General features: G+C 63.0%; 27 protein-coding genes (1 of these 27 running past the window's edge). 9 read left to right on the plus strand and 18 right to left on the minus strand.

The annotated features are described in order from the left end of the window. The 4 genes from P3M64_RS07700 to P3M64_RS07715 form a co-directional block, all read left to right on the plus strand. Positions 1-237: the final stretch of a peptidoglycan DD-metalloendopeptidase family protein gene (locus P3M64_RS07700; protein WP_132937885.1), read on the plus strand. It extends 1,185 nt beyond the left edge of the window; only the last 237 of its 1,422 coding nucleotides appear in the window; the start codon falls outside the window, past its left edge; its stop codon occupies positions 235-237. Between the two features lie 272 nt (positions 238-509). Then, positions 510-1,667, plus strand: coding sequence for an efflux RND transporter periplasmic adaptor subunit (locus P3M64_RS07705; RefSeq protein WP_207893085.1), 1,158 nt, complete (start codon positions 510-512; stop codon positions 1,665-1,667). After that, on the plus strand, positions 1,664-3,631 hold the full coding sequence (locus tag P3M64_RS07710; RefSeq protein ID WP_132937884.1) for a MacB family efflux pump subunit: 1,968 nt from the start codon (positions 1,664-1,666) through the stop codon (positions 3,629-3,631). The genes P3M64_RS07705 and P3M64_RS07710 overlap by 4 nt, the downstream gene beginning before the upstream one ends. Before the next feature lie 5 nt (positions 3,632-3,636). Then, entirely contained in the window at positions 3,637-5,067 is a 1,431-nt protein-coding gene (locus P3M64_RS07715) for an efflux transporter outer membrane subunit (RefSeq protein ID WP_132937883.1), read from the plus strand. A 9-nt stretch (positions 5,068-5,076) separates the two neighbouring features. Here the strand turns inward: P3M64_RS07715 and P3M64_RS07720 are convergent, their stop codons facing one another. Then, the gene (locus P3M64_RS07720; RefSeq protein ID WP_132937882.1) at positions 5,077-5,475 is read right to left on the minus strand and encodes a hypothetical protein; all 399 of its coding nucleotides are present in this window, start codon (positions 5,473-5,475) and stop codon (positions 5,077-5,079) included. Positions 5,476-5,724: 249 nt separating this feature from the next. On the opposite strand from P3M64_RS07720, the gene P3M64_RS07725 reads away from it, so the two are divergent. After that, positions 5,725-6,579 carry an OmpA family protein gene (locus P3M64_RS07725; protein ID WP_132937881.1) on the plus strand — a complete coding sequence of 285 codons (855 nt, stop codon included), beginning with the start codon at positions 5,725-5,727 and terminating at the stop codon, positions 6,577-6,579. 40 nt (positions 6,580-6,619) lie between these two features. On the opposite strand, the gene P3M64_RS07730 is transcribed toward P3M64_RS07725, so the two are convergent. Further along, positions 6,620-7,357: an HAD-IA family hydrolase gene (locus P3M64_RS07730; RefSeq protein WP_132937880.1), complete on the minus strand. Its 738-nt coding sequence runs from the start codon at positions 7,355-7,357 to the stop codon at positions 6,620-6,622. Positions 7,358-7,484: 127 nt separating this feature from the next. On the opposite strand from P3M64_RS07730, the gene P3M64_RS07735 reads away from it, so the two are divergent. Both P3M64_RS07735 and P3M64_RS07740 read left to right on the plus strand, forming a co-directional pair. Next, the gene (locus tag P3M64_RS07735; RefSeq protein WP_132937879.1) at positions 7,485-7,997 is read left to right on the plus strand and encodes a hypothetical protein; all 513 of its coding nucleotides are present in this window, start codon (positions 7,485-7,487) and stop codon (positions 7,995-7,997) included. An 89-nt stretch (positions 7,998-8,086) separates the two neighbouring features. Continuing rightward, on the plus strand, positions 8,087-9,358 hold the full coding sequence (locus P3M64_RS07740; protein ID WP_132937878.1) for an MFS transporter: 1,272 nt from the start codon (positions 8,087-8,089) through the stop codon (positions 9,356-9,358). Positions 9,359-9,411: 53 nt separating this feature from the next. Here the strand turns inward: P3M64_RS07740 and P3M64_RS07745 are convergent, their stop codons facing one another. The 9 genes from P3M64_RS07745 to P3M64_RS07785 all read right to left on the minus strand — a co-directional run bounded on the left by P3M64_RS07745 (position 9,412) and on the right by P3M64_RS07785 (position 16,971). Then, complete coding sequence (locus P3M64_RS07745) at positions 9,412-10,206, minus strand: DUF4197 domain-containing protein (RefSeq protein WP_132937877.1); 795 nt, start codon at positions 10,204-10,206, stop codon at positions 9,412-9,414. Between the two features lie 144 nt (positions 10,207-10,350). Beyond that, entirely contained in the window at positions 10,351-10,770 is a 420-nt protein-coding gene (locus P3M64_RS07750; protein WP_132937876.1) for a secondary thiamine-phosphate synthase enzyme YjbQ, read from the minus strand. 21 nt (positions 10,771-10,791) lie between these two features. Then, positions 10,792-11,004 carry a hypothetical protein gene (locus tag P3M64_RS07755; RefSeq protein WP_132937875.1) on the minus strand — a complete coding sequence of 71 codons (213 nt, stop codon included), beginning with the start codon at positions 11,002-11,004 and terminating at the stop codon, positions 10,792-10,794. A 146-nt stretch (positions 11,005-11,150) separates the two neighbouring features. Beyond that, positions 11,151-11,843 (minus strand): M48 family metallopeptidase, encoded by a 693-nt coding sequence (locus tag P3M64_RS07760; RefSeq protein ID WP_165886212.1) that lies wholly within the window; start codon positions 11,841-11,843, stop codon positions 11,151-11,153. 105 nt (positions 11,844-11,948) lie between these two features. Further along, on the minus strand, positions 11,949-12,410 hold the full coding sequence (locus P3M64_RS07765) for a YcgN family cysteine cluster protein (RefSeq protein ID WP_276330898.1): 462 nt from the start codon (positions 12,408-12,410) through the stop codon (positions 11,949-11,951). Further along, a complete protein-coding gene (locus tag P3M64_RS07770; RefSeq protein WP_132937872.1) occupies positions 12,397-13,614 on the minus strand; it encodes a polyhydroxyalkanoate depolymerase in 1,218 nt (405 codons plus the stop codon). Before P3M64_RS07770 ends, P3M64_RS07765 begins: the two co-directional genes overlap by 14 nt. Before the next feature lie 212 nt (positions 13,615-13,826). Continuing rightward, positions 13,827-15,146 (minus strand): cobyrinate a,c-diamide synthase, encoded by a 1,320-nt coding sequence (locus P3M64_RS07775; RefSeq protein ID WP_132937871.1) that lies wholly within the window; start codon positions 15,144-15,146, stop codon positions 13,827-13,829. 64 nt (positions 15,147-15,210) lie between these two features. Further along, positions 15,211-15,807, minus strand: a complete 597-nt coding sequence (locus P3M64_RS07780) for an SCO family protein (protein ID WP_132937870.1) — start codon at positions 15,805-15,807, stop codon at positions 15,211-15,213. Positions 15,808-16,050: 243 nt separating this feature from the next. After that, on the minus strand, positions 16,051-16,971 hold the full coding sequence (locus tag P3M64_RS07785; protein ID WP_132937869.1) for a formate/nitrite transporter family protein: 921 nt from the start codon (positions 16,969-16,971) through the stop codon (positions 16,051-16,053). Between the two features lie 52 nt (positions 16,972-17,023). Between P3M64_RS07785 and P3M64_RS07790 the strand changes: the two genes are divergently transcribed. Together P3M64_RS07790 and P3M64_RS07795 are read left to right on the plus strand one after the other, a co-directional pair. Beyond that, entirely contained in the window at positions 17,024-18,196 is a 1,173-nt protein-coding gene (locus tag P3M64_RS07790; protein ID WP_132937868.1) for a cobalt-precorrin-5B (C(1))-methyltransferase, read from the plus strand. Continuing rightward, complete coding sequence (locus P3M64_RS07795; protein WP_132937867.1) at positions 18,189-18,941, plus strand: cobalt-precorrin-6A reductase; 753 nt, start codon at positions 18,189-18,191, stop codon at positions 18,939-18,941. The genes P3M64_RS07790 and P3M64_RS07795 overlap by 8 nt, the downstream gene beginning before the upstream one ends. On the opposite strand, the gene cobM is transcribed toward P3M64_RS07795, so the two are convergent. Genes cobM through P3M64_RS07830 form a run of 7 tightly spaced genes read right to left on the minus strand, consistent with a single transcriptional unit; the run spans position 18,936 to position 25,907 of the window. After that, entirely contained in the window at positions 18,936-19,739 is an 804-nt protein-coding gene (cobM, locus tag P3M64_RS07800) for a precorrin-4 C(11)-methyltransferase (RefSeq protein WP_132937866.1), read from the minus strand. The genes P3M64_RS07795 and cobM overlap by 6 nt on opposite strands. Continuing rightward, the gene (locus P3M64_RS07805; RefSeq protein ID WP_132937865.1) at positions 19,736-20,368 is read right to left on the minus strand and encodes a hypothetical protein; all 633 of its coding nucleotides are present in this window, start codon (positions 20,366-20,368) and stop codon (positions 19,736-19,738) included. The genes cobM and P3M64_RS07805 overlap by 4 nt, the downstream gene beginning before the upstream one ends. Positions 20,369-20,390: 22 nt before the next feature. Continuing rightward, complete coding sequence (cobJ, locus tag P3M64_RS07810; RefSeq protein ID WP_132937864.1) at positions 20,391-22,289, minus strand: precorrin-3B C(17)-methyltransferase; 1,899 nt, start codon at positions 22,287-22,289, stop codon at positions 20,391-20,393. Then, entirely contained in the window at positions 22,286-23,017 is a 732-nt protein-coding gene (gene cobI, locus P3M64_RS07815; RefSeq protein WP_132937863.1) for a precorrin-2 C(20)-methyltransferase, read from the minus strand. Before cobI ends, cobJ begins: the two co-directional genes overlap by 4 nt. Next, positions 23,014-24,246: a precorrin-6y C5,15-methyltransferase (decarboxylating) subunit CbiE gene (gene cbiE / locus P3M64_RS07820; RefSeq protein ID WP_132937862.1), complete on the minus strand. Its 1,233-nt coding sequence runs from the start codon at positions 24,244-24,246 to the stop codon at positions 23,014-23,016. The genes cobI and cbiE overlap by 4 nt, the downstream gene beginning before the upstream one ends. Then, entirely contained in the window at positions 24,246-24,884 is a 639-nt protein-coding gene (locus P3M64_RS07825) for a precorrin-8X methylmutase (protein WP_322111129.1), read from the minus strand. The genes cbiE and P3M64_RS07825 overlap by 1 nt, the downstream gene beginning before the upstream one ends. Continuing rightward, a complete protein-coding gene (locus P3M64_RS07830; protein WP_243644682.1) occupies positions 24,885-25,907 on the minus strand; it encodes a sirohydrochlorin chelatase in 1,023 nt (340 codons plus the stop codon). Positions 25,908-25,939: the final 32 nt, after the last annotated feature.

Consider the following 25,939-nt stretch of genomic DNA (forward strand, 5'->3'; position numbering starts at 1 on the left):
CGCGTCACCCAGGGCCAAGTCATCGGCTACGTCGGCACCACGGGGCGATCGACCGGACCGCACCTGCACTTCGAGGTTTTGCACGATGGCCGTCAGGTCAATCCGATGACCGTCAAAATGCCTTCCGGAGAAAAACTGCGCGGCAAAGATCTTAAAAGGTTCATCGCCACGCGCGACGAAATCACCCAGAAATGGGCCGCCCTGGGCGTGGCCGGGCATAAAATCGCCCGGCGCTAGGCCGCCTGTTATACCTTTACGGGCAAAATAAATGATTTCGTTCCCCCGGCTCGCCATGCGTATCCGGCTTGTTTCTTCGTAAGGACGGAACGGTCTTCGGCGCGGAGCGAAACTTAAAACAGCCCGGCCCATTCAGGTGGGCCGACGGCTTGCTTGACGCCGTGCGGTCGAGCGCTTCGGCCCCGCCAACGCTGTAACACTTGGTTACCAAGTCCTTATTGACGCGCCACCGTTGTTTCTACACATTCGATCCGTGTTTTCAGTGGATTTTCATGCACATGCCTTCTTCGCGTTCAAAGCTTTTTTGGGTCCTTTGCGTAATCGTCCTCGCCGGGGTCGTTGGCGGTGGGCTGTGGATCGCCTTGGCCCGAACCGGCGACGGCGCGGCGTCGAAATGGATCACCACGACGGTGGTGCGCGGCGATATCGAGGACACCACGACCGCACTGGGCACCCTGCAACCACGCGATTACGTCGATGTCGGCACCCAGGTTTCCGGCCAGTTGCGCAAAATTCTTGTGGCGATCGGCGATACCGTCACAAAGGGGCAGTTGCTCGCCGAGATCGATCCCACGCTCTATAGCGCTAAAGTGGATGAGGACCGCGCTTTGTTGGCCAGCCTGCGCGCCCAACTGGCGGGGAAGAATGCGCAGTTGAACCTAACTCACGAGCAGCTGACTCGCCAGAAGCGGATGTTGCAGGCCAACGCCACCAGCAAGGAATCCTATCAAAGCGCGGTGGCGGCGGAGAAATCGGCGGCGGCCCAAGTTACCCAGATCAACGCCGAGATCGAACAAACGACCTCCCAGCTCGCCGGTGACGTGGCGAAGCTGGGTTATACTCGAATTTACGCTCCGATGGCCGGCACCGTGGTCAGCCTGACCGCCCGCCAAGGACAGACGGTGAACGCCAGCCAACAAGCCCCTACTCTTTTGCGCATTGCCGACCTGGACTCCATGACGGTGTGGACCCAGGTCTCCGAAGCCGACGTCAACAAACTGAAGATCGGCCAGCCGGTTTATTTCACCACCCTGGGTCGTCCGGATCACCGCTGGCGCTCGACACTGAGGCAAATTCTGCCGACGCCGGAAATCCTCAATAACGTGGTGCTGTACGACGCTCTTTTCGATATCCCCAACCCCGATCGCTCGCTGGGCATTGCGATGTCGGCGCAGGTGTTTTTTGTCCATGGCGCGGCGAAAGATACGCTGCTCGTACCGCTGGCGGCGGTGACGGGAAAGGGTAAAGCCGCCGCCGTCCGGCTGATCGAGAACGGCGCGGTCGAACGACGTGCGGTGACGGTGGGCGTGCGCAACCGGGTTCAGGCCGAAATTCTCTCCGGACTTAAGGTCGGCGACGAGGTCGTGGTCGACCAACGCCAAACCGGCGCTAAGTCCGAATCCAAGCCTAACCGCGGACCTCGGCTATGATTGAAACCGTCACCCCGGGCGCGCCGCTGATCGAGCTTGAAAACATCACCAAGACCTACCGCAACGGCGCGATGGCGGTAGAGGTCCTCCATGGCGTGTCCTTAACCATCCATCGCGGCGAGTTCGTCGCCATCATGGGAACTTCGGGCTCGGGCAAAAGCACATTGATGAATTTGATCGGCTGTCTCGACCGACCAACGTCGGGACGCTATCTGTTCGCCGGGCGCGACGTCTCGGGACTGGGGCGCGACGCCCTCGCCCTATTGCGGCGCGACGCCTTCGGCTTCGTTTTTCAACAATACAATCTGCTGCCCTCCGCCGACGCCGTGGAAAATGTCGAGGTGCCGGCCATCTACGCCGGGCTACGCCGCGCCGACCGCCACGCCCGGGCTCGTGAAATTTTGACCGCGCTGGGCCTCGGCGAACGCATGCATCACCGCCCGGGCCAGCTTTCGGGCGGTCAACAGCAACGTGTGTCGATCGCCCGCGCCCTGATGAACGGCGGCAGCGTCATCCTCGCCGACGAGCCCACCGGCGCGCTGGACAGCCACAGCGGCGCCGAGGTCATGACGCTGTTGCGTCGGCTTAACGCCGAGGGCCACACCGTGGTGCTGATCACCCACGAGGCCGCGATCGCCGCCGAAGCCAAGCGGATGATCACGATCGCCGACGGCGTGGTGCTTTCCGACAGCGGCCCACAGCAGGACTATCCCGCGCCGACGCATGGGGAAGCGCGCATTTTCACCGCCAAGGCGCGGCCGACGGCGGGACGCCTCAACGATGCCGCCGAAGCGGTCAAAATGGCTTTTCGCTCGCTGCGCGCCAACCTGTTTCGCACCGTTCTGACCTTGCTTGGGATCATCATCGGGGTCGGCTCGGTGGTGGCGATGCTCGCCATCGGCGACGGCGCCAAGCAAGACGTGCTGACGCGAATACAGGCGATGGGCACGAATTTGTTGTTGATCCGCCCCGGCGCCCCCAATACCCGCGGCGGCAGCGATGTCGCCACCTTGGTTCCGGAAGACGCCGAAGCCATCGCCCGTCTGCCCAACGTCGCCTCGGCGGTGCCCGAAATGGCCGGCGGCGTGACCATCCGCGCCGGCAACGTGGACGATCAGACCTCGGTCACCGCGACCACCGCCGACTTTCCCCAGGCGCGGGACTGGCCCCTGCAACGGGGCGTTTTCTTCGGCCCCGACGACGTCAAAAGCTACGCCCCGGTCACCGTGTTGGGGCAGACCGTGGTCGATGCCCTATTCCCCTCGGGCGTCAACCCGGTGGGATCTTACGTGTTGATTAAGAATGTTCCGTTCCAGGTCATTGGCGTAATGGCGAGCAAGGGCGCCACCCCTTTCGGCAGCGATATGGACGACGTCGCCTTCGTTCCCTTGACGACCGGCGGCTTGCGTCTCTTCGGGAAGCGTTATCTCCGTTCGATCATCGTTCAGGTCACCGCGCTGGACGGTATGAAAACGACGCAAAAACAGGTCGAGGACCTGCTCACCGCCCGTCATCACACCACCGATTTTCGCGTCCGCAACATGGCGTCCATCGTCGCCACCGTCACCGCCACCCAAAACACGCTCACCGTCCTGCTGGGCTCGATCGCCGCTATTTCTCTACTGGTGGGCGGCATCGGCGTGATGAACATCATGCTGGTCAGCGTCACCGAGCGCACCCGCGAGATCGGCATCCGCATGGCGACCGGCGCGCGCGGGGCCAATATCCGCCTGCAATTTCTGACCGAGGCGCTGGTGGTCTGCGCCATCGGCGGTGGACTGGGCGTCGGCGGCGGGCTGGGCACCGCGCTGATGGTGGGGCGGCTCGGCTCGCCGATCGTGCTCTCCTTGCCGCCGGTGCTGCTGGCCTTCGGCTGCGCCCTGGCGACCGGGCTGGTCTTTGGCACCACGCCGGCGCGCAAGGCGGCCAATCTCGACCCCGTCGTCGCCCTGTCAGCGGAGTAATTTTCATGCGGCTATTCCCTTTCATTTCCCCGTTGTTGTTGGCCGTCGTGGCGTGCGCGCAAATTCCCGACCTCACCCTGCCCCATCTCGACCTGCCGAGCGAGTGGGCCAACGCCCGAGACGGCGAAACGACGAAGGCCGCCCCGACCCCGGTGGTGGCGAGCACGTGGTGGACCGCCTTCGACAGTCCCGAACTGAACGCCCTGGAACAGGCCGCCCTCACCGCCAATACCGACCTGCGGGCGGCGGTTGCGCGGATCGAGCAAGCCCAGGGCGAATTGGCCATCGCCGGAGGGCCGTTGCTGCCCGGGATCACCGCCGGCCTATCGACGCAAACAACGCGCCGCACCACGACGGCAACTTCCAGCGCATCGGGCGGCGCGCGCATCAGCCACAGCTCCCAGGGATCGCTCAGCGCGTCGTACGAGGTCGATTTCTGGGGCGGAAACCGCGCCGCCGTCGTGGCGGCAAACGCCAACCTCGCCGCCAGCCGCTTCGACCGCGACACCGTGGCGCTGACCCTGACGTCCTCGGTGGCGACGACCTGGTTCAAGGCCCTCGCCCTGACCGATCGCGTCGCGGTGGCGCGCAAGAACCTAGCCATCGCCCGCCAAACGCTGGCGCTGGCGGAGAAAAGAGAATCCTTCGGCCAGACATCGACCCTGGAAGCGGCCCAGCAGCGCAGTTCCGTGGCCTTGATCGAGGCGCAACTGCCGGCGCTGGACATCCAACGCCGTCAGGCGATCAACGCCCTGGCGATTTTGACCGGCGTCCCCCCGGCGCGCCTGCACTTGAAGCGGGTCACCCTGGACGGCCTTAGCGTGCCCACGCTTGCCCCCGCGCTGCCCGCCGATCTGCTCCGTCGCCGCCCCGATATCGCCAAGGCCGAGGCCAACCTCGTCGCCGCCAACGCCAACATCGGCGTCGCCCGGGCAGACCTGTACCCCAAATTGACCCTGACCGCCGAGGGCGGACGGTTGAGCACCGCCGCGCGTACGCTGCTCGACCCCGGCAATCTGTTTTGGACCCTGTCCGGATCGTTCGCCGCCACCCTTTTCGACAATGGTCGCCTGCAAGGCCGGGTGGCGCTGTCGGAAGCGAAGAAACGCGAACTGATGGACGCCTATCGAGGCGCGGTGCTCAACGCCCTACTCGACACCGAAAACGCCCTGGCCGCAATCCACGGTCTGGCCGCGCAGGAAGCGGCGGACCGACGCGCCATCACCGCCGCACGCGAGGCCGAGCGCCTGGCCACCGTCCAATACCGCGAGGGTGCGGTTGACTACCTGACCGAGTTGGAAGCCCAACGGACCTTGCTCAATGCCGAAGACGACGCCGTCCAGGTCCGCCAGGCGCGACTCGCCGCGGCGGTGTCCCTCTACAAGGCGCTGGGCGGCGGCTTTTCTCACGCCGCGGCGGCCTCTAAAAATCCCTAAAACACCTTTTTAATTGGCGCCGTCGCGCTCGATTGACGCCTTGAAAAGGGAACGAACCGCCGCCAAGGCGCGGTCGAGGAATTCAAGGTCCTTGGCCTGCGCCTCTTTTTCCTGACGGCGTTTTTCCGCCTCGTTTTCTTCGAAGCTCACCTTGGGCGGACGTATAGCGTCGGAACTTACGGTGCAGTTCAGGCGCGGGCCGTCGAGGGTGCAAACCGTGATTTCACCGGTCTCCCGGTCGAGACGCCAGACGCGGTTATCGCTCGCCTTGACGATTTGGTATCTTCCGCGCCCCTCGTCCTTCGAGGGGGCTTTCTCACCACCCCGCGCCATGCTCACGGAGGCGATCAAAAACGCGCCCGTCAGAACCAGTGCGTATAAGCGGTGGGACGTACCGAAAGTCATCATTATCGCCATCCTTATGATTGCGCTATCTTTGGAGTATACCACGAACGCATTACGAGAACTTAAAGAACAAAAAACACGCTCCTGTGACATCCATCACATTCGCCCAAAATTTTAAATAATATGGAGGGGGGGCGTCCAGGTTCCTAAAAGCACATCCGCCGGGAAACGGTCGCACAAAGACGGCGACGAAGAAAATTCTCCGTTCGTCGATTTTATTTTTACCACGTTCATAACGTAAAGGACCCTCCAATGAAGAAGAATTCTTCGATTTTTAAATTTTCAATCGTCGGCCTTACCGCCTTTCTCGGCGCATGCGCCGGAACATACGACGTCCAAGGCATCGCCACCCAACCCGACCAGGGTTCGGCTTACGCCAGCGCCCTGCATAAGTATTACGTCGAACGGGCCGCTTTCGAAAAAAGCGAAGGCGATTGGAGCTCGGTCGATTTCTTCGCGTCCAGGGCCAAAAAAGCCGCCGAGGGCGTGATCGTAGCCCCACAGAACCCCACCCAGCGCCACCTCAAACAAGACGGCCCGGCGATCGACGCGGCCTATCAAAGACTGACAGGCGCACTGGCCGCCGGCCAGGGCGACGCCCACCCCGAGGCCTGCGCCCAGGCGCAGACCTGGCTTGAGCATTGGATGGAACAAGCCGAGGAAGGTCGCCAACAAGACCACATTCGCATGGCCCGTACAGGGTATGAGGACGCGATCGTCAAGTGTGATGTGAAAACGGCGCCCACCCTCGCACCGGCACCCGCCGCGAAGTTGGGCGACGCTCAATTCGTGGTGTTTTTCGACTTCAACGCCGCCACGCTAACGCCCAAAGCACGCTCCGTGATCGACGAGATCGCCGCCGATATCAAGAAAAACGGCGCCGCGAGCGTGCGTCTCGTGGGAAGAACCGACACCGTCGGGTCCAACGCCTACAACGCCGCCTTGGCGCAGAAACGCGTGCAGCGCGTCGCCGATGCGCTGAAGGCGAAAGGTGTTAACGTTAAGATCGATACCTTGTCCGTCGGCGAACACATGCTCGCCGCGCCGACCGGAGACAACGTCAAAAACCAAAGCAACCGACGCGTCGATGTGACCGTCAAGCATTAAACATCCAGACCGTTACGACAAACGGTCCGACCGGGGGACGTTATTCGTCCCCCGGTTTTTTTTGTACCCCGCACGCGGCGGCGTAAAGGGCGCCAAGCGCGTTTAGGCCGACCCCTTGCAGATCATCCAATACCCCAATGGCGCCGCTAAAATCGTGATCTTGGGTATACATGTTGCGGGTCACCACGACGGGGACGCGCGCCGCGCGCGCCGCGGCGACGCCATTGGCCGAATCCTCGATCGCCAAACAATCTCCCGCATCCAATCGCATTTTCTCCAACACCCAAAGATAAACATCCGGTAACGGCTTCAAGCGCGGCACGACTCCGCCGTCGCCGATAACCTCGAACCAATTTATCGCCTCTTCACCCAGGTTGGCGGCGACCAGGGCGCGCACGTTGACCGGGGTCGTCGTCGTCGCGATGGCCAGACGCACCCCGGCGTCGCGCGACTCGCGCAGCAACGCCTCGACGCCCGGGCGTAAGGGCACCGCACCGCCCTTCAGAGCCTCGACGAAGAACGCCGTCTTGCGGGCGTGCAGTTCGGCAATCCTTTGCGCGCCGCCCGGATCGTCCGCCGGCGGGAGGAACAATTGCTCCATATACGCACGAATGCGTTGCTTGCCCCCGGTCACGGCCAGAAGCTCCTTGTACAGGGCTTGATCCCAGCTCCAGTCAAGCCCCGCCTCGGCGAAGGCCGCGTTGAAGGCATGGCGGTGCGCATCCTCGGTATCGGCCAAGGTGCCGTCCACGTCAAAAATCAAAGCCTGCATCTTCATCGTTTCCAGTTCCTCCTTACGGACTATCTATCATTATTTTGCATCACGCGATCATCAATGCCTTGTCCAGATACCCTTTTAAGTGGAAAATGAGCTATCCGAAATAGCTTTCGAGGCGTTTCCCGCCATGCAAAAGGACCGACATCTTATTCAAGAACTCAAAGACGAGCTGGACTGGGCGTCCGGCGAGACCGAATACGTCGAGCGCCAACTTCAGGAAATTGAAGAAGGTTTCATGGCGCGCATGAGCGAACTCGGCGAAGATCCTTCAAGTGCGTCGCACATCGACCTTGAGAAGCTCAACCGAGAAAAACGCGACAAACAAGCCGCCCACCGGCTCAACGAACTGTATGCGCTGCAGCATCGCGCCGCCCGGCGTTACGCCTTGCTCAGCCGAGCCTACGAAATCGGCGCAACCTATGAAACCGCCGAGGAAATCGCCAGCGCTTTATCTCAAGTGCTCCATCGCAGCGCCGACACCGAAAAACTCGATGCCCCCCTGCGCCACTCCGTCCAGGATCTGGCCGACGCGCTGTTTCAATATTTCCACCGCCATTTCGACGACGACGCCGAAGAAAAATTGCGCAAGGCCTGGCTCGAAGCGGAAGCCACCTTTAAGGATCTTGGGCGAACGGTCTAAGCGCATGACCGCGGTTGAAATTTCGTTCCTCCCACCAAACGGCGACGTCCCTCTCCATAAAGCGCCATGGCGCGAGAAAGGAGCCTCGGATGCTCGCCCTACTTAAAAGTCGGCGCTTTTTCCCCTTTTTCGCCGCCCAATTCCTGGGCGCGGCCAATGACAATTTTTACAAAAACGCCCTGGTCATCCTGATCGCCTACCGCCTCGGCGGCGAGAACGCCGCCCTGCTCGTGACCATCGCGGCGGGGCTTTTTATTTTACCCTTTTTCCTGTTTTCGGCCAGCGCCGGCCAGCTTGCCGATCGTCTCGATAAGGCGCGATTGGTGCGTCTGGTCAAGGCCTTGGAAATCGCCGTCATGACCCTCGGCGCCGTCGGTTTTCTGTGGCGTCAAGAGGGCGTGTTGTTAGGGGTTCTCTTTCTCATGGGCGCCCAATCCAGTCTTTTCGGCCCCGTTAAATACGCCATCCTCCCTGCGATCGTCGCCGATCGCGACCTGATCGGCGCCAACGCCCTCACCGAAGGGGGCACGTTTTTAGCCATCTTATTGGGCACCATCGCCGGAGGACTGCTGGTGCTCACGCCCGGCGGCGAGGTCATCGTCGCCTGCACGGTGGTCGTTCTCGCCATCGCCGGTTGGATCGCCGCGCTTTACGTTGACGATGTCGCGCCCGCCGATCCGAACGTGCGCATCAATCCCAACATCGTCAACGAAACCGCCGCCATCATGCGCCATGCCCGCGCCAATACGGCGATTTACCCGTCGATGCTGGCGATATCGTGGTTTTGGCTGCTGGGCGCGACCTTCCTCGCCCAATTTCCCAATTTCGCCAAGGGCCCCCTGCACGCCGACGAACAGGCGGTGACCCTGATGCTGGCCTTGTTCACCGTCGGCGTCGCCGTCGGTTCGGGATTGTGCGCCCATGTGCTCAAGGGCCGGATTTCCCTGAAAATCGTCCCTTGGAGCGTTTTTTTGATGAGTGTGTTCATCATCGACCTCTATTTCGCCACCCCGAAGGGCGTCGATGCTCCCGGCCCCATCATGGGACTGGGCGACCTGATCGCGAAGCCCTGGGTATGGCGGGTCATGGCCGATCTGATGATGATCGCGGTGACCGGCGGTTTTTACATCGTGCCCCTGTACGCCACGATCCAAAAGCGCAGCGATCCCCGCCATAGGGCGCGCAACATCGCCGCATTGAATGTGCTCAACGCCTTGTTCATGGTCGCCTCCGCCGCGATCGCGGCGGCCATGCTGGCGCAAGGGATCGGCGTCGTCGGCATTTTTCTGGCGGTCGGTCTGGCCAATCTGGGCGCCGGCCTGTGGACGGTGAAAATGGCGCGCGCCGCCCCTCCGGCTTAGGGCGGGACACGCCCCTTCACGGTCGTTCCACTCGCGCGCTCGCCCGGACCTTCTCAGGGCGCGCCGAACACACGCTTAAGGATATCAGTGGTGCGCGCCACAGGGTTTTCACGGATCGCCGCTTCTTCCTGGGCGACGACGTGGAAAAGCCCATCGAGCCCCTTCTTGACGACGTAATCGCTAAGATCCGCCTTGACGTCGGGAACGAAGGGGATCGTCCGATACCGCCCCATCATCTCGTCATACGCACGCAGCGCGCCGACCTTGCTCAGATTGCGGTCAACAATGGGTTTCATTTGCACCCGCAAATCTCCCGACATCTTGGCTTTGAAATATTGCGTCGCCGCGTCCTTGGGCCCCTTATAGATTTTTTGCACGTCATCCAGCGTCATCTCGCCGATGGCCTTCCAAAACACCGCCTTGGCCGGCTTCATCGCCGCTTCCGCGGCGCGGTTCAGGCGCAATTCCAGGTCGTCGGCAAGGCCAGACATCCCCACGGTGCGCAGCGCCTTTTGCACCCGCCCCAGAGACTGGGGCAACGGAATGTGGATCGCCGGATTACCGTTAAAGCCGTCGAGCGCGCCGGTTTTCACCGTCGCCCGCGCCGTGCCGACCTTCAATGCCTCGCGCAGGCCCCTGGCGATATCCTGGGTCGTCAACGCCGAGGCGTCGCCCGGGAGTATTTTTCCGGCGCCCGCGCCGCCCACGCCCATGCCGTCCAACAAGCCCTTGGCGCGATCGAACAATCCGCTCCCGGTCGCCGCACGCTGAAAAGGCGCTCCGGAAAGAATCATCGCCACCCCCCAAAGCACCAGGAAACGCCCAATCCGCCGGTTCCACACGTCCATCGTCCTTTCCCACTCCCAACGCCAACGCTCCGGCCCAACGCCCCGGATGCCCCCACAGCATCCCGTGAAGCCGACGCCATCTGCAAAAGCTGCAATAACTTAGATCATTACACCTTCTTCCGCCAGGAAAAGAGCCGGGTTGGGTTACGCCCCAAGCACGTGCATCACCAGCGTGCGGGTATGGCCGTGGGCGCGGTGCTCGAACAGATAAATTCCCTGCCACGTGCCCAAAACCAAGCGGCCATCGGCCACCGGGATGCAGAGAGACGTCGCGGTAAGCGCGCTTTTGATGTGCGCCGGCATGTCGTCCGGCCCTTCGTTGGTGTGGCGGTACCAAGCCTCGTTTTCGGGAGCGATGCGCCGAAAGAACTCCTGTAAATCGGTGGCGACGTGGGGGTCGGCGTTTTCCTGAATCACCAAGGACGCCGAGGTATGGCGGCAAAATACCGTCAACAGGCCGGTGGTGAGCGCTTGTTCGCGCGTCCAGCGCGCCACCGGTTCGGTGATCTCGTAAAGACCCTGAGCGGAGGTTTTAACGCCAATCGATGTCTGCGCCTGATGCATTTAAAGCGTCTCCCGTTTTCCTCAAGTTCCGGCAAGGATTTCCCGCGATACGGCGATACAATCGTCGATCCAGTCTACCACGGCGCGAATACGCGGCCACGACGCCAATTCGTGATGGATCGGCAGCCACAATTCCCGCGTCGCCACCGGACGCGCGCCGCCGACCCGTTCCTGGGTCGAATCGTTATCGCCGACGAGGCGCGGCAGCACCCCTTGGCCGCCCCCGCGCCCCATAGACCGCGAATCCGACGTCGGCCCGTTTGCGGCCCATCATGCGACCATGGCGGGCGTCCGACCATCTCCGGCGACGCTTAGCCTCGCCGCGCCGGCCGATCGTTTCGCCGTAATCGCGGCGGACGGGAACATGATCGAGGCCTAAATCACGACGATGAGGGACCGTAAAGATGGAGAGTCGCCCCGTGCGCCCGCAACCACGCGCGGGCGGCGTCCAGCCCGGGGCACAAAACTTCGACAAGACGCCAAAACGCCGGGCCGTGATTGTGGTATCCGAGATGCGCCACCTCGTGGGCGATCACATAATCGAGAACGAATTCGGGCGCCATTACCAGACGCCAAGAAAAATTCAAGTTACCGTTCGCCGCGCACGACCCCCAGCGCGAACGGGTGTCCTTGAGCGCGATGCGGCCCGCCTTCAACCCCGCTTGCGCCGTCTTTTCGCCAACGCGGCGGACGATCTCGTCGCGTGCGCGGCGGATCAGGGCGTCGCGCACCCGCCGCGCCGTGTGTTCGGGGCGTCCCGCGATGACAATGGTCCCCGCTTCGATGCGCGCGCCCAGGACGCGGGGATCGCGGCGAACGACATGGTCGCGCCCCAAAACGGGCACATTTCCCCCTTCGACAAACATGATCGGAGCCGGCCGCCGGTCCAAACGCGCACCGATCCAATCGGCGCGATCACGGGCCATGCGCACGGCGTCATCCGCCGCGCCATAAGGTGGTAGCGTCACCACCACGGCGCCATCCTTAGGGTCGATGCGCAAGATCATCCGCCGCGCCCTGGCATGTCGGCGAATACGTAGGGCGACATCCCGCCCCGCGATTTTAAGGTTCAACTCGGAAACAGCCCGCGCGTTCCGGCGTAACGGCGGTTTTGAACGAAACGTGAATTGTGGTGTCCGCAAAACCCCCATTACGACCCCCTCTTTATCGCCAAACGCCTAGCGCGGCCAATCGACGATATGATCTTCGAGATCGCCGGCCTGAACGGCGCTCACCGCCCGGCCGCGCACGGATGCCCCGGCGCGATGAACGCTTTCGCGCGCGCCACTACGCAAAGGGTGCCACGACGGCAAATCACGCCCCTCGGCCAATAGGCGATAGGCGCAAGTCGAAGGCATCCACGCCAACGTAGCGACATTGCCCGCCGTTAATTTGATGCAATCGGGCACGAACCGCGTCCGCTCGGCGTAATTGGCGCATCGACAACTGTGAACATCAAGCAGTTGACAGGCCACCTCGGTATAGGCGATTTCACCGGTGTCGGCGTCTTCCAGTTTTTCAAGACAACACTTCCCGCACCCGTCGCAAAGGCTCTCCCACTCCGCCGCGCTCATCGCGGACAACGACTTTTCCTTCCAAAACGGCTGCACCGGCCCCGGAGGATGCTCAGGCGTGCTCACGAATGAAACTCGCAACGCGGGGAAGAACCTCGGTACGCCACCGGCGGCCATTGAAAATGCCGTAATGGCCAACCCCTTTTTGTAGATGATGGGCCTGTTTTTTAGCGGGAATTTTGGTGCAAATTTCGTGGGCGGCCGCCGTTTGGCCGACGCCGGAAATATCGTCGCGCTCGCCTTCCACCGTCAGCAACGCCGTTTGGTGAATAGCCGAAGGATCGACCCGACGCCCTCGATGCGTAAACATTCCCTTGGGCAAGGCATGCTCCATGAACACCGTTTTCAGGGTCTGCAAGTAATATTGCGCGGGCAAATCCATCACCGACATGTATTCATCGTAAAACTTACGGTGCGCCGCGACGCCATCGCCGTCGCCGTCAACCAAGTGGTTGAACAGTTCGACATGGGCGTCGATGTGGCGATCCAGATTCAGACTCATGAACCCGTTCAGTTGGATAAATCCGGGATAGACCTTGCGCGAAAACCCCGGATGAGGAGCGGGCACCCGATGGATGACCGTGCTCTCGAACCACTCCAACGATTTCGTTTTCGCCAATTCATTGACCTTTGTCGGGTTGACGCGGGTATCGATCGGCCCACCCATCAACGTCATCGTGCGCGGAGCGGATTTCGAGCCGTCCTCGGCCATCAACGCCACCGCCGCAAGCACGGGGACCGACGGCTGACAGACCGCGATAACATGCACGTCCGGCCCCAGCATATCGAGAAAATTGATCACATAATCGACGTAATCGTCGAGATCGAAAGTCCCGTGCACCACCGGAACGTCCTGGGCGTTGATCCAATCGGTGACGTAGACGTCGTGGTCGGCGATCAGCGCCTCGACGGTGCCGCGCAACAACGTCGCGTAGTGACCCGACAACGGGGCGACCAGCAAGACCTTGGGATCCTTGCGCGGGGTGTCGCGTTCGAAATGAAGCAGGGTGCAGAAAGGATGAGAAAGCACCTCGACCTCGCGCACCGCCACTCGTTTACCGTTGACCACGGTGTGTTCGAGGCCGAACGCGGGCTTGCCGTAACGGCGGGTCATCCGTTCCACCAGTTCGCAACTGGCGACCATCGACCGACCGAGGCCGGTGTAAGAAATCGGCGAATAAGGGTTCGAGTAAAACTCGCGAACAGCCTCCGCCGTGGCGCGAAACGGGGCAAGAGCGGTATGTTGCCATTCATGCAATTGATATAACATGGTGTTGTCCACCTTTTATGTTTCGTTACCCATGATATGGGAACGAGAGTAAAGAATTTCTTGTCACAACGGCGTGAACGCCCAATATCGTCCAAAAAACCGTTATGTTCTTAACGCGTTCGCGCCGACTTTTACGACCTTCATCAAAGGCGGGAAATAATAATCCTACGTACCATGCTGCAGTGCAACATATTTATTCATCCTATTGTTTTTTAACGATTTTCCTTGTCGATCAGATGAATAAACGAGCCGAAAACGCGGCCGTTGACCAATCCGACCCTCGCCCTATTTTCGCCATGCGCATCGACGCTATCGAACAAAGCGTCGCCGGGCCCCTCGTTCGAAGCCGTCGCATAGTGAAATTCATGGCCGCGCAAGCGGTGTCCCACTTGGCCCAATGGGGTCTCGGCGATCAATTTGACGCGGCGATAGCCCAGATTCAGGCGGCGCTCGGCGAACGACGTGCCCAGGGGCAACAATCCGGCCATCGCATGGGCGGTGCCGTCGGCATCGACCATTCCCCGGCCCAGGACCATGTAGCCCCCGCATTCGCCGTAAATCACCACCCCACGCGCCGCGGCGTCGCGCAAACCACCCAAAAATTGCTCGGCGCTGGCCAACCGCCAGGCGTGAAGCTCGGGGTAGCCGCCGGGCAAGAATACGGCGTCCGCGTCGGTATTGGGCGCTTCGTCCTCGAGCGGCGAGAAAAACGACAGTTCCGCGCCGCGCCGCCGCCAGCCTTCGCAAATCAGGGGATAGGTGAAGGTGAAGGCCTCGTCGCGCGCGATCGCAATTTTTTGCCCCAACGGAGCCAACGGCTGCGTGCGCGTTTCAGGTGTTTTCCCCCGCCACGGTCGCACCAGGGCGCGAACCGCCGCCACATCCACATGATCCGCGACGACAGCCCCGGCGCGTTCGATAAAGGTGCTTAAATCGGCATGTTCCATTGCTTGGACCAAGCCGAGGTGGCGCGACGGAAGAAACGTCGCCTCGTCGGAAGGGACACAGCCGAGGACGGGAATTTTCGGGAGGTCCCGCGCCATCGCCTGGCGCAAAATTTTCTCGTGACGCGCGCTGCCGACCCGGTTGAAGATAACCCCCGCGATCGCAATATCATCGCGGTGGGTGGCGAATCCGCGCACCACCGCGCTGACCGATGCGCCCTGCGCCTTGGCGTCGAGCAACAAAACCACCGGCCAGCCGCTGATACGGGCGACATCGGCGCTGGAGCCCAGATCGCCGACCGCCCCGTCGAAAAGCCCCATCACCGCTTCGCAGACGACGATATCCGCACCGTCCCCGGCCAGACGCACGGCCTCGCCCACAGTCTCCGGGCGCATCGCCCAAGGGTCCAGATTATAACACGGACGGCCCGTCGCACTGGCGTGAAATCCGGGATCGATATAATCGGGTCCGATCTTTAAAGATCCGCAACGAACGCCCCGCTCCGAAAAATGACGAAGCAGGCCCAGCGTAACGAAGGTCTTTCCGCTACCCGACGCCGGCGCGGCGACAATCACCCCCTCGGGCATGTTCGCTCCCCTCCTATCCACGCCCGTCGCAAGAGTCGTATGCGCCCACCGTAAGGCCTTTCGCTCACAGGATGCTGTTCAGTTTTTTCGCCATATCCTCCGCCTTCACGCCATGGCTAAAGTGCGTCACATATTTGCCGTCCGGTCCCATCAGATACGTAATCGCGGAATGGTCCATCAGATAGTTTCCATCCTTGGATTCGCTGTCCACGCGGGCGTAATAGACCCGGTATTCCTTGGCCACCGCCTTGATTTGCGCCGCGCTTCCAGACAACCCGACCAAACGAGGATAAAAATTGGGCACATACGCCTTGAGGGCCGCGGGCGTATCGCGTTCGGGGTCGATGGTGATCAAGATCGGCACCACTTTGTCGGCTTTCTTGCCGATCATGTCCAAGGCGTCGGCGATCGTCGCCAACGACGTCGGGCAGACATCGGGACAAAAGGTATAACCGAAGTAAACCAGCATGTAACGGCCACGAAAATCCTTGTCGGTGACCGTCTTGCCGTCCTGATTGACCAGGGTGAAGGGACCGCCGATGGTCACCTGACCGACCCCCCCCGAGCGGCTGGCGGTTTGCTGGCCCATCATGTAGCGCATCCCAAAGGCGATGGCCACGGCCAACACGACGGCGAAAAAAAGCCCGATATAACGTCTCATTTGCAACAATCCCTCGAATGACGGCCCGGCGCGGACGTCGGGTTGCTCGTCGAAACCAACGCGCCACGCAACCCGTGGCGTTCCACGCCAAAACCGGGACACGCGCCCCAACCACCTCAATCGCATAGACCTCAGCCGCATACATTGAGCACCACGGCGGACGCCGCCTTAAGGCGGCTCAACAATAAAAACACTTCGCCCCATAATCAAGCATCCTCGCCCCCAGAAGGCGAATTCGTGAACTTATCGCGTCGTTTGCGGCTTTTTGTCTTTTCCGGGCGGACGCAAATAAATCACATAATAGGCCAGCGCGACGAACCCGCCGCCGCCGACAATGTTGCCCAGCGTCACAGCGGCGAGATTGTGAACGAACCCGCCCAGACCCAGGCCCAACGTCGCCAAATCCAAGTGCGCGTGCAGCGCCGCCAACACCCCGAAGGGCACGAAAAACATATTGGCGATCGAGTGCTCGAAACCCAAAGCGACGAAGGCCGAGATGGGGAAGACGATGGCAAGGATCTTCGAGCTGACGCTGTGGGCGGAAAAACATAGCCAAACCGCCAGACAGACCAGAATGTTGCACAAAATTCCGCGCACGAAGGCCTCGACGAAGGGCAACTCGACCTTGGCGCGGGCGATCGACACCGCCAGCGCGCCGACCGCACCCGAAGCCATGTCCGCGTACCCCGCCATCGCCGCCAGCACCGCCATGCCCAACGCGCCGACGAAGTTGCCGACATAAACGACGGTCCAATTGCGCAATAAGGCCCGACTCGTCACCTTGCCATTGGCCCAACCCATGACGATCAGGCTATTTCCGGTGAACAGTTCCGCTCCACCGACCAGCACCAGAATCAGCCCCAACGAAAAGACCACGCCGCCCAACAGGCGCGCGGGACCGTAACCGAGGCCGTTCTGGGTCATCACGACGATAAAAAACATCGCCCCGAGGGCGATAAAGGCCCCGGCGAGCACGCTCAGGGCGAACATCGGCGTCAACGCCATCGCCACTTTCTTGACCCCGACCGCTTCGATTCGCTGCGCAATTTGCGCCGGCGCGTAATCGTCGAACTGGAAGGCCGCCGCAGATCCAACCGGCGCGGGCGCGGCGGAATTTTCCGCCTTCTTGGGGGGGGTAGCTGCGCTGCGTGTGTTCTTCGCCATTCGCTCACTCCGTTTTGTAGTGATCCTGCGCAGATAGGGGTACAGTATGGCCATGACGACACGAAAACCCAAGATCAAAAGCGGTTCCGAAACGCAGCCGCCGTTGCGCCGAGGTTGGACCACCGGGGCCTGCGCGGCGGCGGCGGCGAAATCCGCCTATCACGCCCTGTTGACCGGGCGCTTTCTCGACCCCGTCACCGTCGCCCTGCCCAAAGGCGACGCCCCCGCGTTCCCCCTCGCCCGCGCCGAGCTGGGCGACGGCTTCGCCCGCGCCGGAATCGTCAAGGACGCCGGCGACGATCCCGACATCACCCACGGCGCGGAGATTATCGCCGCCGTCGCCCCCGGTCCACGCGGCACCGGCATCACCTTCGCCGCCGGACCGGGTGTGGGTACCGTCACCCTGGCCGGGCTGCCCCTAGCCGTGGGCGAGCCGGCCATCAACCCGGCCCCGCGCAAAATCATCGCCGAGGCGATCGACGCGGTGGCGCGCGAACTGAACGCGTCGGGTCTTTCCCGGGTCTGCCTGCTGTCCGGGGCCGAAGGGATCGACGTGCGCGTCACGGTGTCGATCCCCGGCGGCGAGGAACTGGCGCAAAAAACCATGAATGGGCGGCTCGGCGTCAAGGGCGGGCTATCGATCCTGGGCACCACCGGGGTGGTCATTCCGTATTCGTGCGCATCGTGGATTCACGCCATTCACCGCGGCGTCGATGTCGCCCGCGCCCAAGGCATCGACACCCTGGGCGCGGCCACCGGAAAAACCTCGGAAACCGCGCTGCGCGCGCTTATCCCCCTACCCGAGGCGGCGATCATCGACATGGGCGATTTTGCCGGCGGATTGTTGAAATACCTGCGCAAGGCCCCGGTTTCCCACCTGATCATCGCCGGCGGCTTCGCCAAAATGGTCAAACTGGCCCAGGGCCACGGCGACCTGCATTCGGCGCGTTCGCGGATCGATTTCAAGGACCTCGCCGTGTTGGCGGCGACGGCGGGTGCGGCGCGGGATGACTGCGCGCGGATCGAACGGGCGGCGACCGCCTACGCCGTGTTGCAGGATTTTCCCGAATTGACCCCCAATCTGGCCGCCCTCGTCGCCCGGCGCGCCCGGGCCACCGCCCTGGCGACCCTGTCCGGCGGGGTCGATGTCGATATCCTGGTGATCGATCGCACGGGCCGCCTGATCGGCGATACGCGGCGGGAGCGGGATCGCGTCGATGGTTAAGCGCCTTTTAATCCTAGGCGGCACCTCCGAGGCCGCCGAACTGTCGCACACGGCGGCCAAGACCTTCGCCGGACGCGCCCAGGTCGTCACATCCCTTGCCGGAAGCACGCGCAGCCCCCGTCTCGACCTCGCCGGAGGCGTACGCCGAGGCGGCTTCGGTGGCATCGAAGGGCTGTCTCGCTATTTGAGGGACGAGAACATCGCCGCCGTGATCGACGCCACCCACCCTTTCGCCGAAACCATCTCCGGTCATGCTTATTGCGCCTGCTTGCGCACCGCCACGCCACTGCTCCGCCTGGAGCGCCCGGCGTGGACGCTACCGCCCGCGGCGCGCTGGGTCGAGGTGGCGACAATGACCGCCGCGGTCGAAGTCTTGGGCGGATTCGCGCGGCGGGTATTTTTGGGGATCGGGCGAAAAAACCTCGCGATGTTCACGGCCCTGGAGGAGATATTTTTCCTGGTGCGCACAATCGATCCGCTGCCCGCGCCACCGCCGCTGGCCCGCCATCATGCCCTGGTCGCCCGTCCGCCGTTCGCCGTAAACGATGAAAAAGCCCTACTGACGGAGCATCGCATCGATACCGTGGTGGCGAAAAACAGCGGCGGCGCGGCGGCGCGGGCGAAAATCGACGCCGCCCTCGCCCTCGACCTCAGCGTCGTGCTGATCGCGCGGCCCGCCCCCGAGCCGTGCCCGACGACCGCACGCCTCGACGAAGCCTTGGCATGGCTTGAGGACGTCTTATGATCCGTCCGTCTTTGGCGCATTTTCCACCGGCGCGGGGCGAAGAACATGACTGTGATCGGCGGCGTAAAGCCGCGAATCGGTGAACGGCGCGCCTTCATCCGTTGTCCCGGCCAATACCCGACCGACCAAAATCAGCACGGTGCGGGTCAGATTCAACGCCTTGACCTTTTCTCGAACATCCGAAAGCCGGGCGCGAACAATCGTCTGATCCGGCCAACTGACGCGGTAGGCCACCACCACGGGGCAATCGACGCCGTAATGCGGGCTTAACTCGCGCACCACCTTGGCCAAATTGTTGATCGACAAGTGGATCGCCAACGTCGCTCCGCTTTGCCCCAGGGTGGCGAGATCCTCGCCCTGGGGCATCGCCGAGGCGCGCACCGCGGTGCGCGTCAGGATGATCGTCTGGCTGATATCGGGCAGGGTCAGTTCGCTTTTGATCGCGGCGGCGGCGGCGGCGAAGGCGGGGACACCCGGCGTCACCGCATAGGGGATGTCCAGGGCGTCGAGGCGACGCATCTGTTCCGCCGTCGCCCCGTAAATCGACGGATCCCCCGAATGGACCCGGGCGACGTCACGCCCCACCGCGTCGGCGGCGGCGATCTCGGCGATGATTTCATCGAGATGCATCCCCGCCGTATCCAATATCCGCGCGTCAGACCTGGCCTCGGCGAGAATTTCCCGAGGCACCAGCGATCCCGCGTAAAGCACCACCGGGCAGCTCTGAATCAATTTAAGCGCGCGCACCGTGATCAGGTCGGGCGCGCCCGGCCCCGCGCCGATAAAATGAACCGTCATCGCCCGCTCTTCCCGGCGACGACGTCTTTTAGGATGTCGAGAATCACCCCCGTCGCTTTTTCGACCAGCACCACGTCGTTCCCCACCACGACGCGTTCCTTGTCGGCTCCCGCCTCGGGCAACCGGCGGCGCAAATCCTCGGGGAGGTCCCGGCGGGCCAACCCGGGAGGAAGTGTCCCGTTCTTTTCCAGTTGACCTTGCAGCCCCGGCGGCAGTTCCTCGCGCTTGGCCAGCCCCGGAGGGAAACCTTTGCCGCGATTCGGGCCGCGCCCCTTGGCGTGCTTCCCACTTTCCCCTTGATCGCGGCTTTCGCCTTTATGCTTTCGGTACTTTTCCTTTTTTTCTTTACCTTTCGCCCTTTCAAACTTGTCATGCTCGCCGTCGCTCTTCTTTTCCTCGGCGTCATGGCGATCGCCTTCTTCATCATCACCGCGCGTCATTTCGTCGCGGCGATCCTTTGTACGAACGCTTGCGTCTTCCGCCTGCCGCGCTTTATTCCTAAAATAATCGCGAATAACCCGTTGCTCGACCTGAGTGAACACATCCCCGGCGATATCGGAGACGCTCTGCGCCTGAGCCAACGCCGGAAGCATCGCGAACGCCGCCGCCGCCGCAATCCGTTTAAGCATCGTAATATCCCCTATCATTTTTTCACATTTCCTCGGCGGCGTTCATTTTCGCCGCATACCCACGCGGCGTATAGTCCCAAGTTGCGCCGCCCCGTTCGATACGCCGGGTTTGGCTGTTTCCAACCACGACCAGACTCAACATATCGACGTCCGCGCTTCGCAAGCGCCCCAGGTTCGTGCGTGTCAGGGTTTCGCCGGCGCGCCCCAAATTGCGCGCGATCACGACCGGCGTCTCATCGCCGCGCACGGCGCGCAGGGTGGCCGCCGCCCGCGTGAGCTGCGTGGTGCGCCGTTTGGACACCGGGTTGTAAAACGCGACGACGAAATCGCCCGCCGCCGCCGCCGCGATGCGCCGCTCGATCTCGGTCCAGGGCGTCAACAGGTCGGACAACGAGATCAGGCAAAAATCATGGCCGAACGGCGCGCCGATCCGTGCGCCCGCCGCCTGAAACGCCGAAATTCCGGGAATTCCCGCGAGTTCGATCCGATTCCACTCGGGTTTGTTTTCCCGGTCCAACAACTCGAAAACCAACGACGCCAAGGCGTAAATACCGGCGTCGCCCGACCCCACCAAGGCGACATCGCGCCCTTCGGCGGCGAGATCCAACGCCTTGCGCGCGCGCGCCTCCTCCTGGGACAAGTCGGAACTGTACATGCGCTTGCCCGCGATCTCCTTGGCGATGAGATCCAGATACAACCGATAACCGACGATATCGCCGGCCCGCTCCAGGGCGCGCCGCGCCTCGGGGGCGCGCCAAGCGTCGGGCCCCGGCCCCAGGCCGACGATGGACAGCCGCCCACGCGCCCGCCCGATGGTTTCTGGATCGAGTTCGGCCCCGCCGCCCGCCCGCGCGATCGCCACCGTCGCCCGTTTCGATTTTCGTTTCGTCACCACCAACGCCCCCGAAGGGCCGACGGCGGCCAAGGCGGCGGCCTCGGCGACGCCGTGACAACCAACCTCGGCGAACACCACATCGGACGGATTGGCCAAGCGCGGCGTTTCCTTCTCCAGGCGTTCGGCGGTGAAGAACCGTGCCGCGATTCCAAGTTTTTCGGCGACGCCATGCACCGCGTCCTCGTCCATCTTCAGGTCGAGCGAGACCACCACCGCACAGGACCCTTGGGCCAGGTTCGCCCCCGCCAACGTCTCCTCGACGAGGCCGATCAGTTCTTCGCCGGTACAACCCCGCTCGCAGCCGACGCCGATCGCCAGCACCGGCGGGCGCAGGCGCAGCTCTCCGGGGGTGGGCGTCCCTGCGCGCCGATCGGAGACCACCACCGCCACACCCGTTTCCCCGTCGCGGATAAACGGTGCGCCGCTCTGCGTGAGCCAGCGCGCGTCGCCGGCCTCGACGACGAGACGCACCGGGCGGTCGGCCAACATCTCCCGGGCGACGCTTTTCGCCGCGGCGCGGTTTTCGACTCGCCAGCCGCGCGGCGGATCGTCGAGCGCCAGCCCATAACGCAGATCGCCGCCGGTGGTAATCGCGGCGACGCCCCCAGTGGCGGCGGCCGCCGCCTGGGCCAGGCGGTTCGCCCCGTGATGCCCGCCCAGCAACGGCACCGCGCTGGACCCGTCCACGGCGCAGGCGACAAGTGGCGGATCGCCGTCCTTGGTCCCGATTGCGGGGGCCAGCAAACGAATTAAAATCCCGCTGGCGCAAACTCCGACGATGGCGACGCCGCCGGTAAACAGCTCGCGCAAATGGATCCCGAGATCGTCGATCCAGATATCGATTTCGTCCCGCCCGTCGGTGCTTTCGATGTCGGCGAACCCCTTCGCCAAGGCATGCAGACGCGCGCCGGGCAGCGCCCTTTTAAGCACGCGCCCAAATCCCAAGCCGAGGGGGTTGAGAATAACCACCGCCGCGCCCCTCGGAAGGTCCGAGGCGTCGACCCGTAAACCCAAGGGGGAACTCATTCGTACCGTCTCCCGGCGTCCGGCGTTTCGGGCGCGATCAAAATCATTGAAAAATAAGGCGCGGCGAAATCGGCGGCGAGGTCGCCAAGTGCGCGGCCCACTTCCCCTTCTTGGGTAACCCGTTCGACATAGAAGGCCCGCGCCGTCAGACCGAGGCGGTCGATGACGGCGCGCACCTTGGCCAGGTGGCGGCCCAACTTGATGATTGCGGCGCCGTCTCCCCCGGCGAGTAGGCTTTCCAGCCGGCTTTCATCCAGCGTCGCCGGAATCGCGCCGAAGGCCTGGTTGCGCGTCGCCAGAGCAAGTCCGACGCGGGCGGCGGCGGCGTTGATCGACGAAATACCCGCCACCACGGTGACCGGGAAATCTCCCGACAGACGGTCCATGAAAGAAATGAACGAGCCGTGGAAAAGCGGATCGCCCTCGCACAACACGGCGACGTCACGCCCCGCTTCCAAGTGCGCCGCGACGCGCGGCATTCTTTCATCGAACACCGCCTGGCCAACGCGCGGGTCGGACGACATCGGGATATCGAACGGTATTTCGACCTGCCCTCCCGGCAGATGCGGCGCGGCGATGGCGCGGGCGAGGCTTTCGCCTTCCCCCGTTTTACGTTTCGCCCGAATATAGGCGATCACCGGAACGGCGCGCAGGATCGCGTGGGCCTTCAGGGTCAGTAGGCCCGGATCGCCCGGTCCCACACCTAGGCCGTAAAGAGTCCCGCTCATGATTTTACCCCCTTATACAGGGCAACCGTGCGCTTGGGCTGAAACGCCAGTGGACCATCCGGCCCGACGGGGGTCGCCCGTTCAACCCCGAGACGCACCAATTCGCCGCCATGGGCGTTTTGGAACGTCGTCAAAGCGGCTTCGCCGGCAAGGGTGACGGCGCTGGCGACCAAACGCCCTCCCGGACGGAGGCGCGACCAGCACGCCGCCAACACGCCATCGTGAGAAACGCCGCCACCGACGAAAACGGCGTCGGGCGCGCCGTTCAACTCGTCGAGAACGAACGGCGCGCGCCCAAGCTCGATTTTCAAGCGCGGCGTCCCCAGACGCACGGCGTTGGCGCGGATCATATCGCAGCGCGTCGGATCGCATTCGACGGCGACGGCGCTCAGCGATTGGCCCTGCGATTGGCCCTGGCGCATCCATTCGATCGCGAGCGACCCCGAACCCGCGCCGACATCCCACATGGTTTCCCCGGGCAGCGGCCCCAACAGCGCCATCGCCACGGCGCGCACCTCGCGCTTGGTCAATTGACCGTCACTTTCGAAAGCGGCGTCGGGAAGACCGGGGACACGGGAAAAATATTCGCCGCTCGGTCCCGCCCGGCATTCGATCGCGACCACGTTAAGATCGCGGGCGCGGCGATGCGACCACGTTTCGGCGACGCCGTCCAAACGGGCTTCATCGCCGCCGCCGAGGTGTTCCAACACCGTCAAGGCGCTCGGCCCGAAGCCGCGCGCGCACAACAGGCCGGCGATTTCCTTCGGCGTGTCGCCGTCGCGGGCAAGCACCACCAGGCGGCCACCGGGGGTCAGGTAACGATTGAGATTTTCCAACGCCCGGCCATGCACGGTAACCACCTGAACGTCCGGGCGCGACCATCCCATCCGCGCACAGGCCAGGGAGATCGATCCCGGCGCGGGAACCACGCTAACGGCGTCGGCCCCGAAATGGCGGATCAACAGCGACCCGGCTCCGTAATCGAGCGGATCGCCCGATGCCAAAACGACCACCCGCTTGCCCCGATAATCCTCTAGCCGCGCCGCCGTGGCGGCGAAATTTTTACCCCACGAAACACGCTCGACGGAGAGCTCGGCGGGAACCTTTTCCAAATGGCGCGCACCGCCGACCAAGACTTCGGCATGACGAACATCCTCCAAAGCCGCCGCCCCCAACCCCTCAAAACCGTCCTCGCCGATTCCGATCACATGCAGCCACGCTTTTATCATTAACGTACTCCAATCGTTAGGGCGTTGAACGCCGCCGCCGCTATGGCGCTACCGCCGCGCCGCCCCCTAAGGGTGACGTACGGAACCGAGCCGGCGTGGGCGATCAGGGCGTCCTTCGATTCCGTCGCCCCGACGAAACCGACCGGAAAGCCCAAAATCAACGCCGGTCGGGGCCAGCCTTCGCCAAGCCCCTCAAGCAGGCGAAACAGCGCCGTCGGCGCGTTGCCGATAACCACCACCGCGCCGCCCAGATGAGGCCCCCAGCGATCCAGCGCTTTCGCCGAACGGGTTATTCCCTGACGTTTGGCTTCCTCGACGACGCCGGCGTCGTCGATCGTGCAAACGATGCGATTTTTCGCCGGCAGGGCGCGCGCGATGATCCCTTGCGCCAGCATCCGCACGTCAACCAACACCGGCGCGCCCCAAAACAACGCCCGCTGCCCCGCCTCGACGGCGCCGGGACTGCAGGCTAAATCCTCGATCACGCCGACGTCCCCGCAGGCGTGAACGACGCGAACGGCCAAGGGATGAAGCTCCGCCGGCACGACCGATAGGTCCGCGACGGCGCGAATTTCCTTGAACGAGGCGGCGTAGATCGCGTCCGGTTCACGAATATAGTCGAACAGGGGCGGCTTCATTCACCCCTCCTCGTCCCGCCGGTCGGCCGGAACGGCCGTGCGCTCGTGGTCATGACCGTGGGCGTGGACGTGAGAATGGCCATGAGAATGGGAATGGCCATGAACGTGCGCCAACCCGTGATCGCGGGCGTCGTCCTCGGTGCCGATGCCCTGAACGTGGTGATGGTGCCCGACCTGAGGCGCGCCCTGATCGGCCTCGCGTCCGATGATCTGCTCGCGATATTTGCACAATTGGCAGTTCATCGCATTGTCGCCCTCAAGCGCCTGGCGCACGCGATCGGCGAAGGTTTCGATCAATAAAGAATGATCGTTCAAATACCCCGCCTTGATGAAATCGATGCCGGGGAAACGTTCTTGCGCGGCGTCGGTCCAGTCGTAGATCCGGCGCACCAAAATTCCGGTGAACAGAAAATACGGAAACACCACGATACGCTTGTAGCCAAGGCGCGCGGCATGATCCAATCCGGCATCCACGAGCGGAAACGCGACCCCGCTGTAGCTGGTTTCGGCCCAGCCGAAGCCTATGCCCTCCCACAGCATCCGCGTCACCTTGGCGACATTGGAGTTGGCGTCCGGATCGTTGGTCCCCCGACCGACCACCATCAACAGCGTATCCTCGCGGGAAACTTCCTTCCGCCCGTCCGCCGCTTCCAGGGCCGCCTCGATACGTGCGCGCGCGGCCTGTAACAGGCGCGCGTCGATGCCCAGGTCGGCGGCGTAGATTAAATCCAATTCAGGATTGTCATGGGCGTAGGTGTTGACCTCGCTGGGCAGGTCGTTCTTGACATGGCCGGCGGCGAACAGCATCGCAGGCACACAGACGATTTTTTTCGCGCCATGCGCCTTCAGCTTTTCCAGGCCGTCACGGATCACCGGCGTCGCGAACTCCAAGAACCCGCTTTCGATGTCGGTGCCTGGGAACTGAGCCTTGAGCCGTCCCGCGAGACGGTTGAATTCATCGACCGCGCCTTTGTCGCGCGAGCCGTGGCCGCAAATCATGATTGCCGGTGCATTGTTCGTCATTACGCTTGGTCCTTGCCTCTGAGCGTGAAAAA

The sequence above is a fragment of the Varunaivibrio sulfuroxidans genome, from assembly GCF_029318635.1.
Lineage (GTDB): Bacteria > Pseudomonadota > Alphaproteobacteria > Rhodospirillales > Magnetovibrionaceae > Varunaivibrio > Varunaivibrio sulfuroxidans.

Coding starts and splice junctions, on each gene's coding strand:
- P3M64_RS07705 (WP_207893085.1), top strand. CDS start 510: ATGCACATGCCTTCTTCGCGTTCAAAGCTTTTTTGGGTCCTTTGCGTA.
- P3M64_RS07710 (WP_132937884.1), top strand. CDS start 1,664: ATGATTGAAACCGTCACCCCGGGCGCGCCGCTGATCGAGCTTGAAAAC.
- P3M64_RS07715 (WP_132937883.1), top strand. CDS start 3,637: ATGCGGCTATTCCCTTTCATTTCCCCGTTGTTGTTGGCCGTCGTGGCG.
- P3M64_RS07720 (WP_132937882.1), bottom strand. CDS start 5,475: ATGATGACTTTCGGTACGTCCCACCGCTTATACGCACTGGTTCTGACG.
- P3M64_RS07725 (WP_132937881.1), top strand. CDS start 5,725: ATGAAGAAGAATTCTTCGATTTTTAAATTTTCAATCGTCGGCCTTACC.
- P3M64_RS07730 (WP_132937880.1), bottom strand. CDS start 7,357: ATGAAGATGCAGGCTTTGATTTTTGACGTGGACGGCACCTTGGCCGAT.
- P3M64_RS07735 (WP_132937879.1), top strand. CDS start 7,485: ATGCAAAAGGACCGACATCTTATTCAAGAACTCAAAGACGAGCTGGAC.
- P3M64_RS07740 (WP_132937878.1), top strand. CDS start 8,087: ATGCTCGCCCTACTTAAAAGTCGGCGCTTTTTCCCCTTTTTCGCCGCC.
- P3M64_RS07745 (WP_132937877.1), bottom strand. CDS start 10,206: ATGGACGTGTGGAACCGGCGGATTGGGCGTTTCCTGGTGCTTTGGGGG.
- P3M64_RS07750 (WP_132937876.1), bottom strand. CDS start 10,770: ATGCATCAGGCGCAGACATCGATTGGCGTTAAAACCTCCGCTCAGGGT.
- P3M64_RS07755 (WP_132937875.1), bottom strand. CDS start 11,004: ATGGGGCGCGGGGGCGGCCAAGGGGTGCTGCCGCGCCTCGTCGGCGAT.
- P3M64_RS07770 (WP_132937872.1), bottom strand. CDS start 13,614: ATGTTATATCAATTGCATGAATGGCAACATACCGCTCTTGCCCCGTTT.
- P3M64_RS07775 (WP_132937871.1), bottom strand. CDS start 15,146: ATGCCCGAGGGGGTGATTGTCGCCGCGCCGGCGTCGGGTAGCGGAAAG.
- P3M64_RS07780 (WP_132937870.1), bottom strand. CDS start 15,807: ATGAGACGTTATATCGGGCTTTTTTTCGCCGTCGTGTTGGCCGTGGCC.
- P3M64_RS07785 (WP_132937869.1), bottom strand. CDS start 16,971: ATGGCGAAGAACACACGCAGCGCAGCTACCCCCCCCAAGAAGGCGGAA.
- P3M64_RS07790 (WP_132937868.1), top strand. CDS start 17,024: ATGACGACACGAAAACCCAAGATCAAAAGCGGTTCCGAAACGCAGCCG.
- P3M64_RS07795 (WP_132937867.1), top strand. CDS start 18,189: ATGGTTAAGCGCCTTTTAATCCTAGGCGGCACCTCCGAGGCCGCCGAA.
- cobM (WP_132937866.1), bottom strand. CDS start 19,739: ATGACGGTTCATTTTATCGGCGCGGGGCCGGGCGCGCCCGACCTGATC.
- P3M64_RS07805 (WP_132937865.1), bottom strand. CDS start 20,368: ATGCTTAAACGGATTGCGGCGGCGGCGGCGTTCGCGATGCTTCCGGCG.
- cobJ (WP_132937864.1), bottom strand. CDS start 22,289: ATGAGTTCCCCCTTGGGTTTACGGGTCGACGCCTCGGACCTTCCGAGG.
- cobI (WP_132937863.1), bottom strand. CDS start 23,017: ATGAGCGGGACTCTTTACGGCCTAGGTGTGGGACCGGGCGATCCGGGC.
- cbiE (WP_132937862.1), bottom strand. CDS start 24,246: ATGATAAAAGCGTGGCTGCATGTGATCGGAATCGGCGAGGACGGTTTT.
- P3M64_RS07825 (WP_322111129.1), bottom strand. CDS start 24,884: ATGAAGCCGCCCCTGTTCGACTATATTCGTGAACCGGACGCGATCTAC.
- P3M64_RS07830 (WP_243644682.1), bottom strand. CDS start 25,907: ATGACGAACAATGCACCGGCAATCATGATTTGCGGCCACGGCTCGCGC.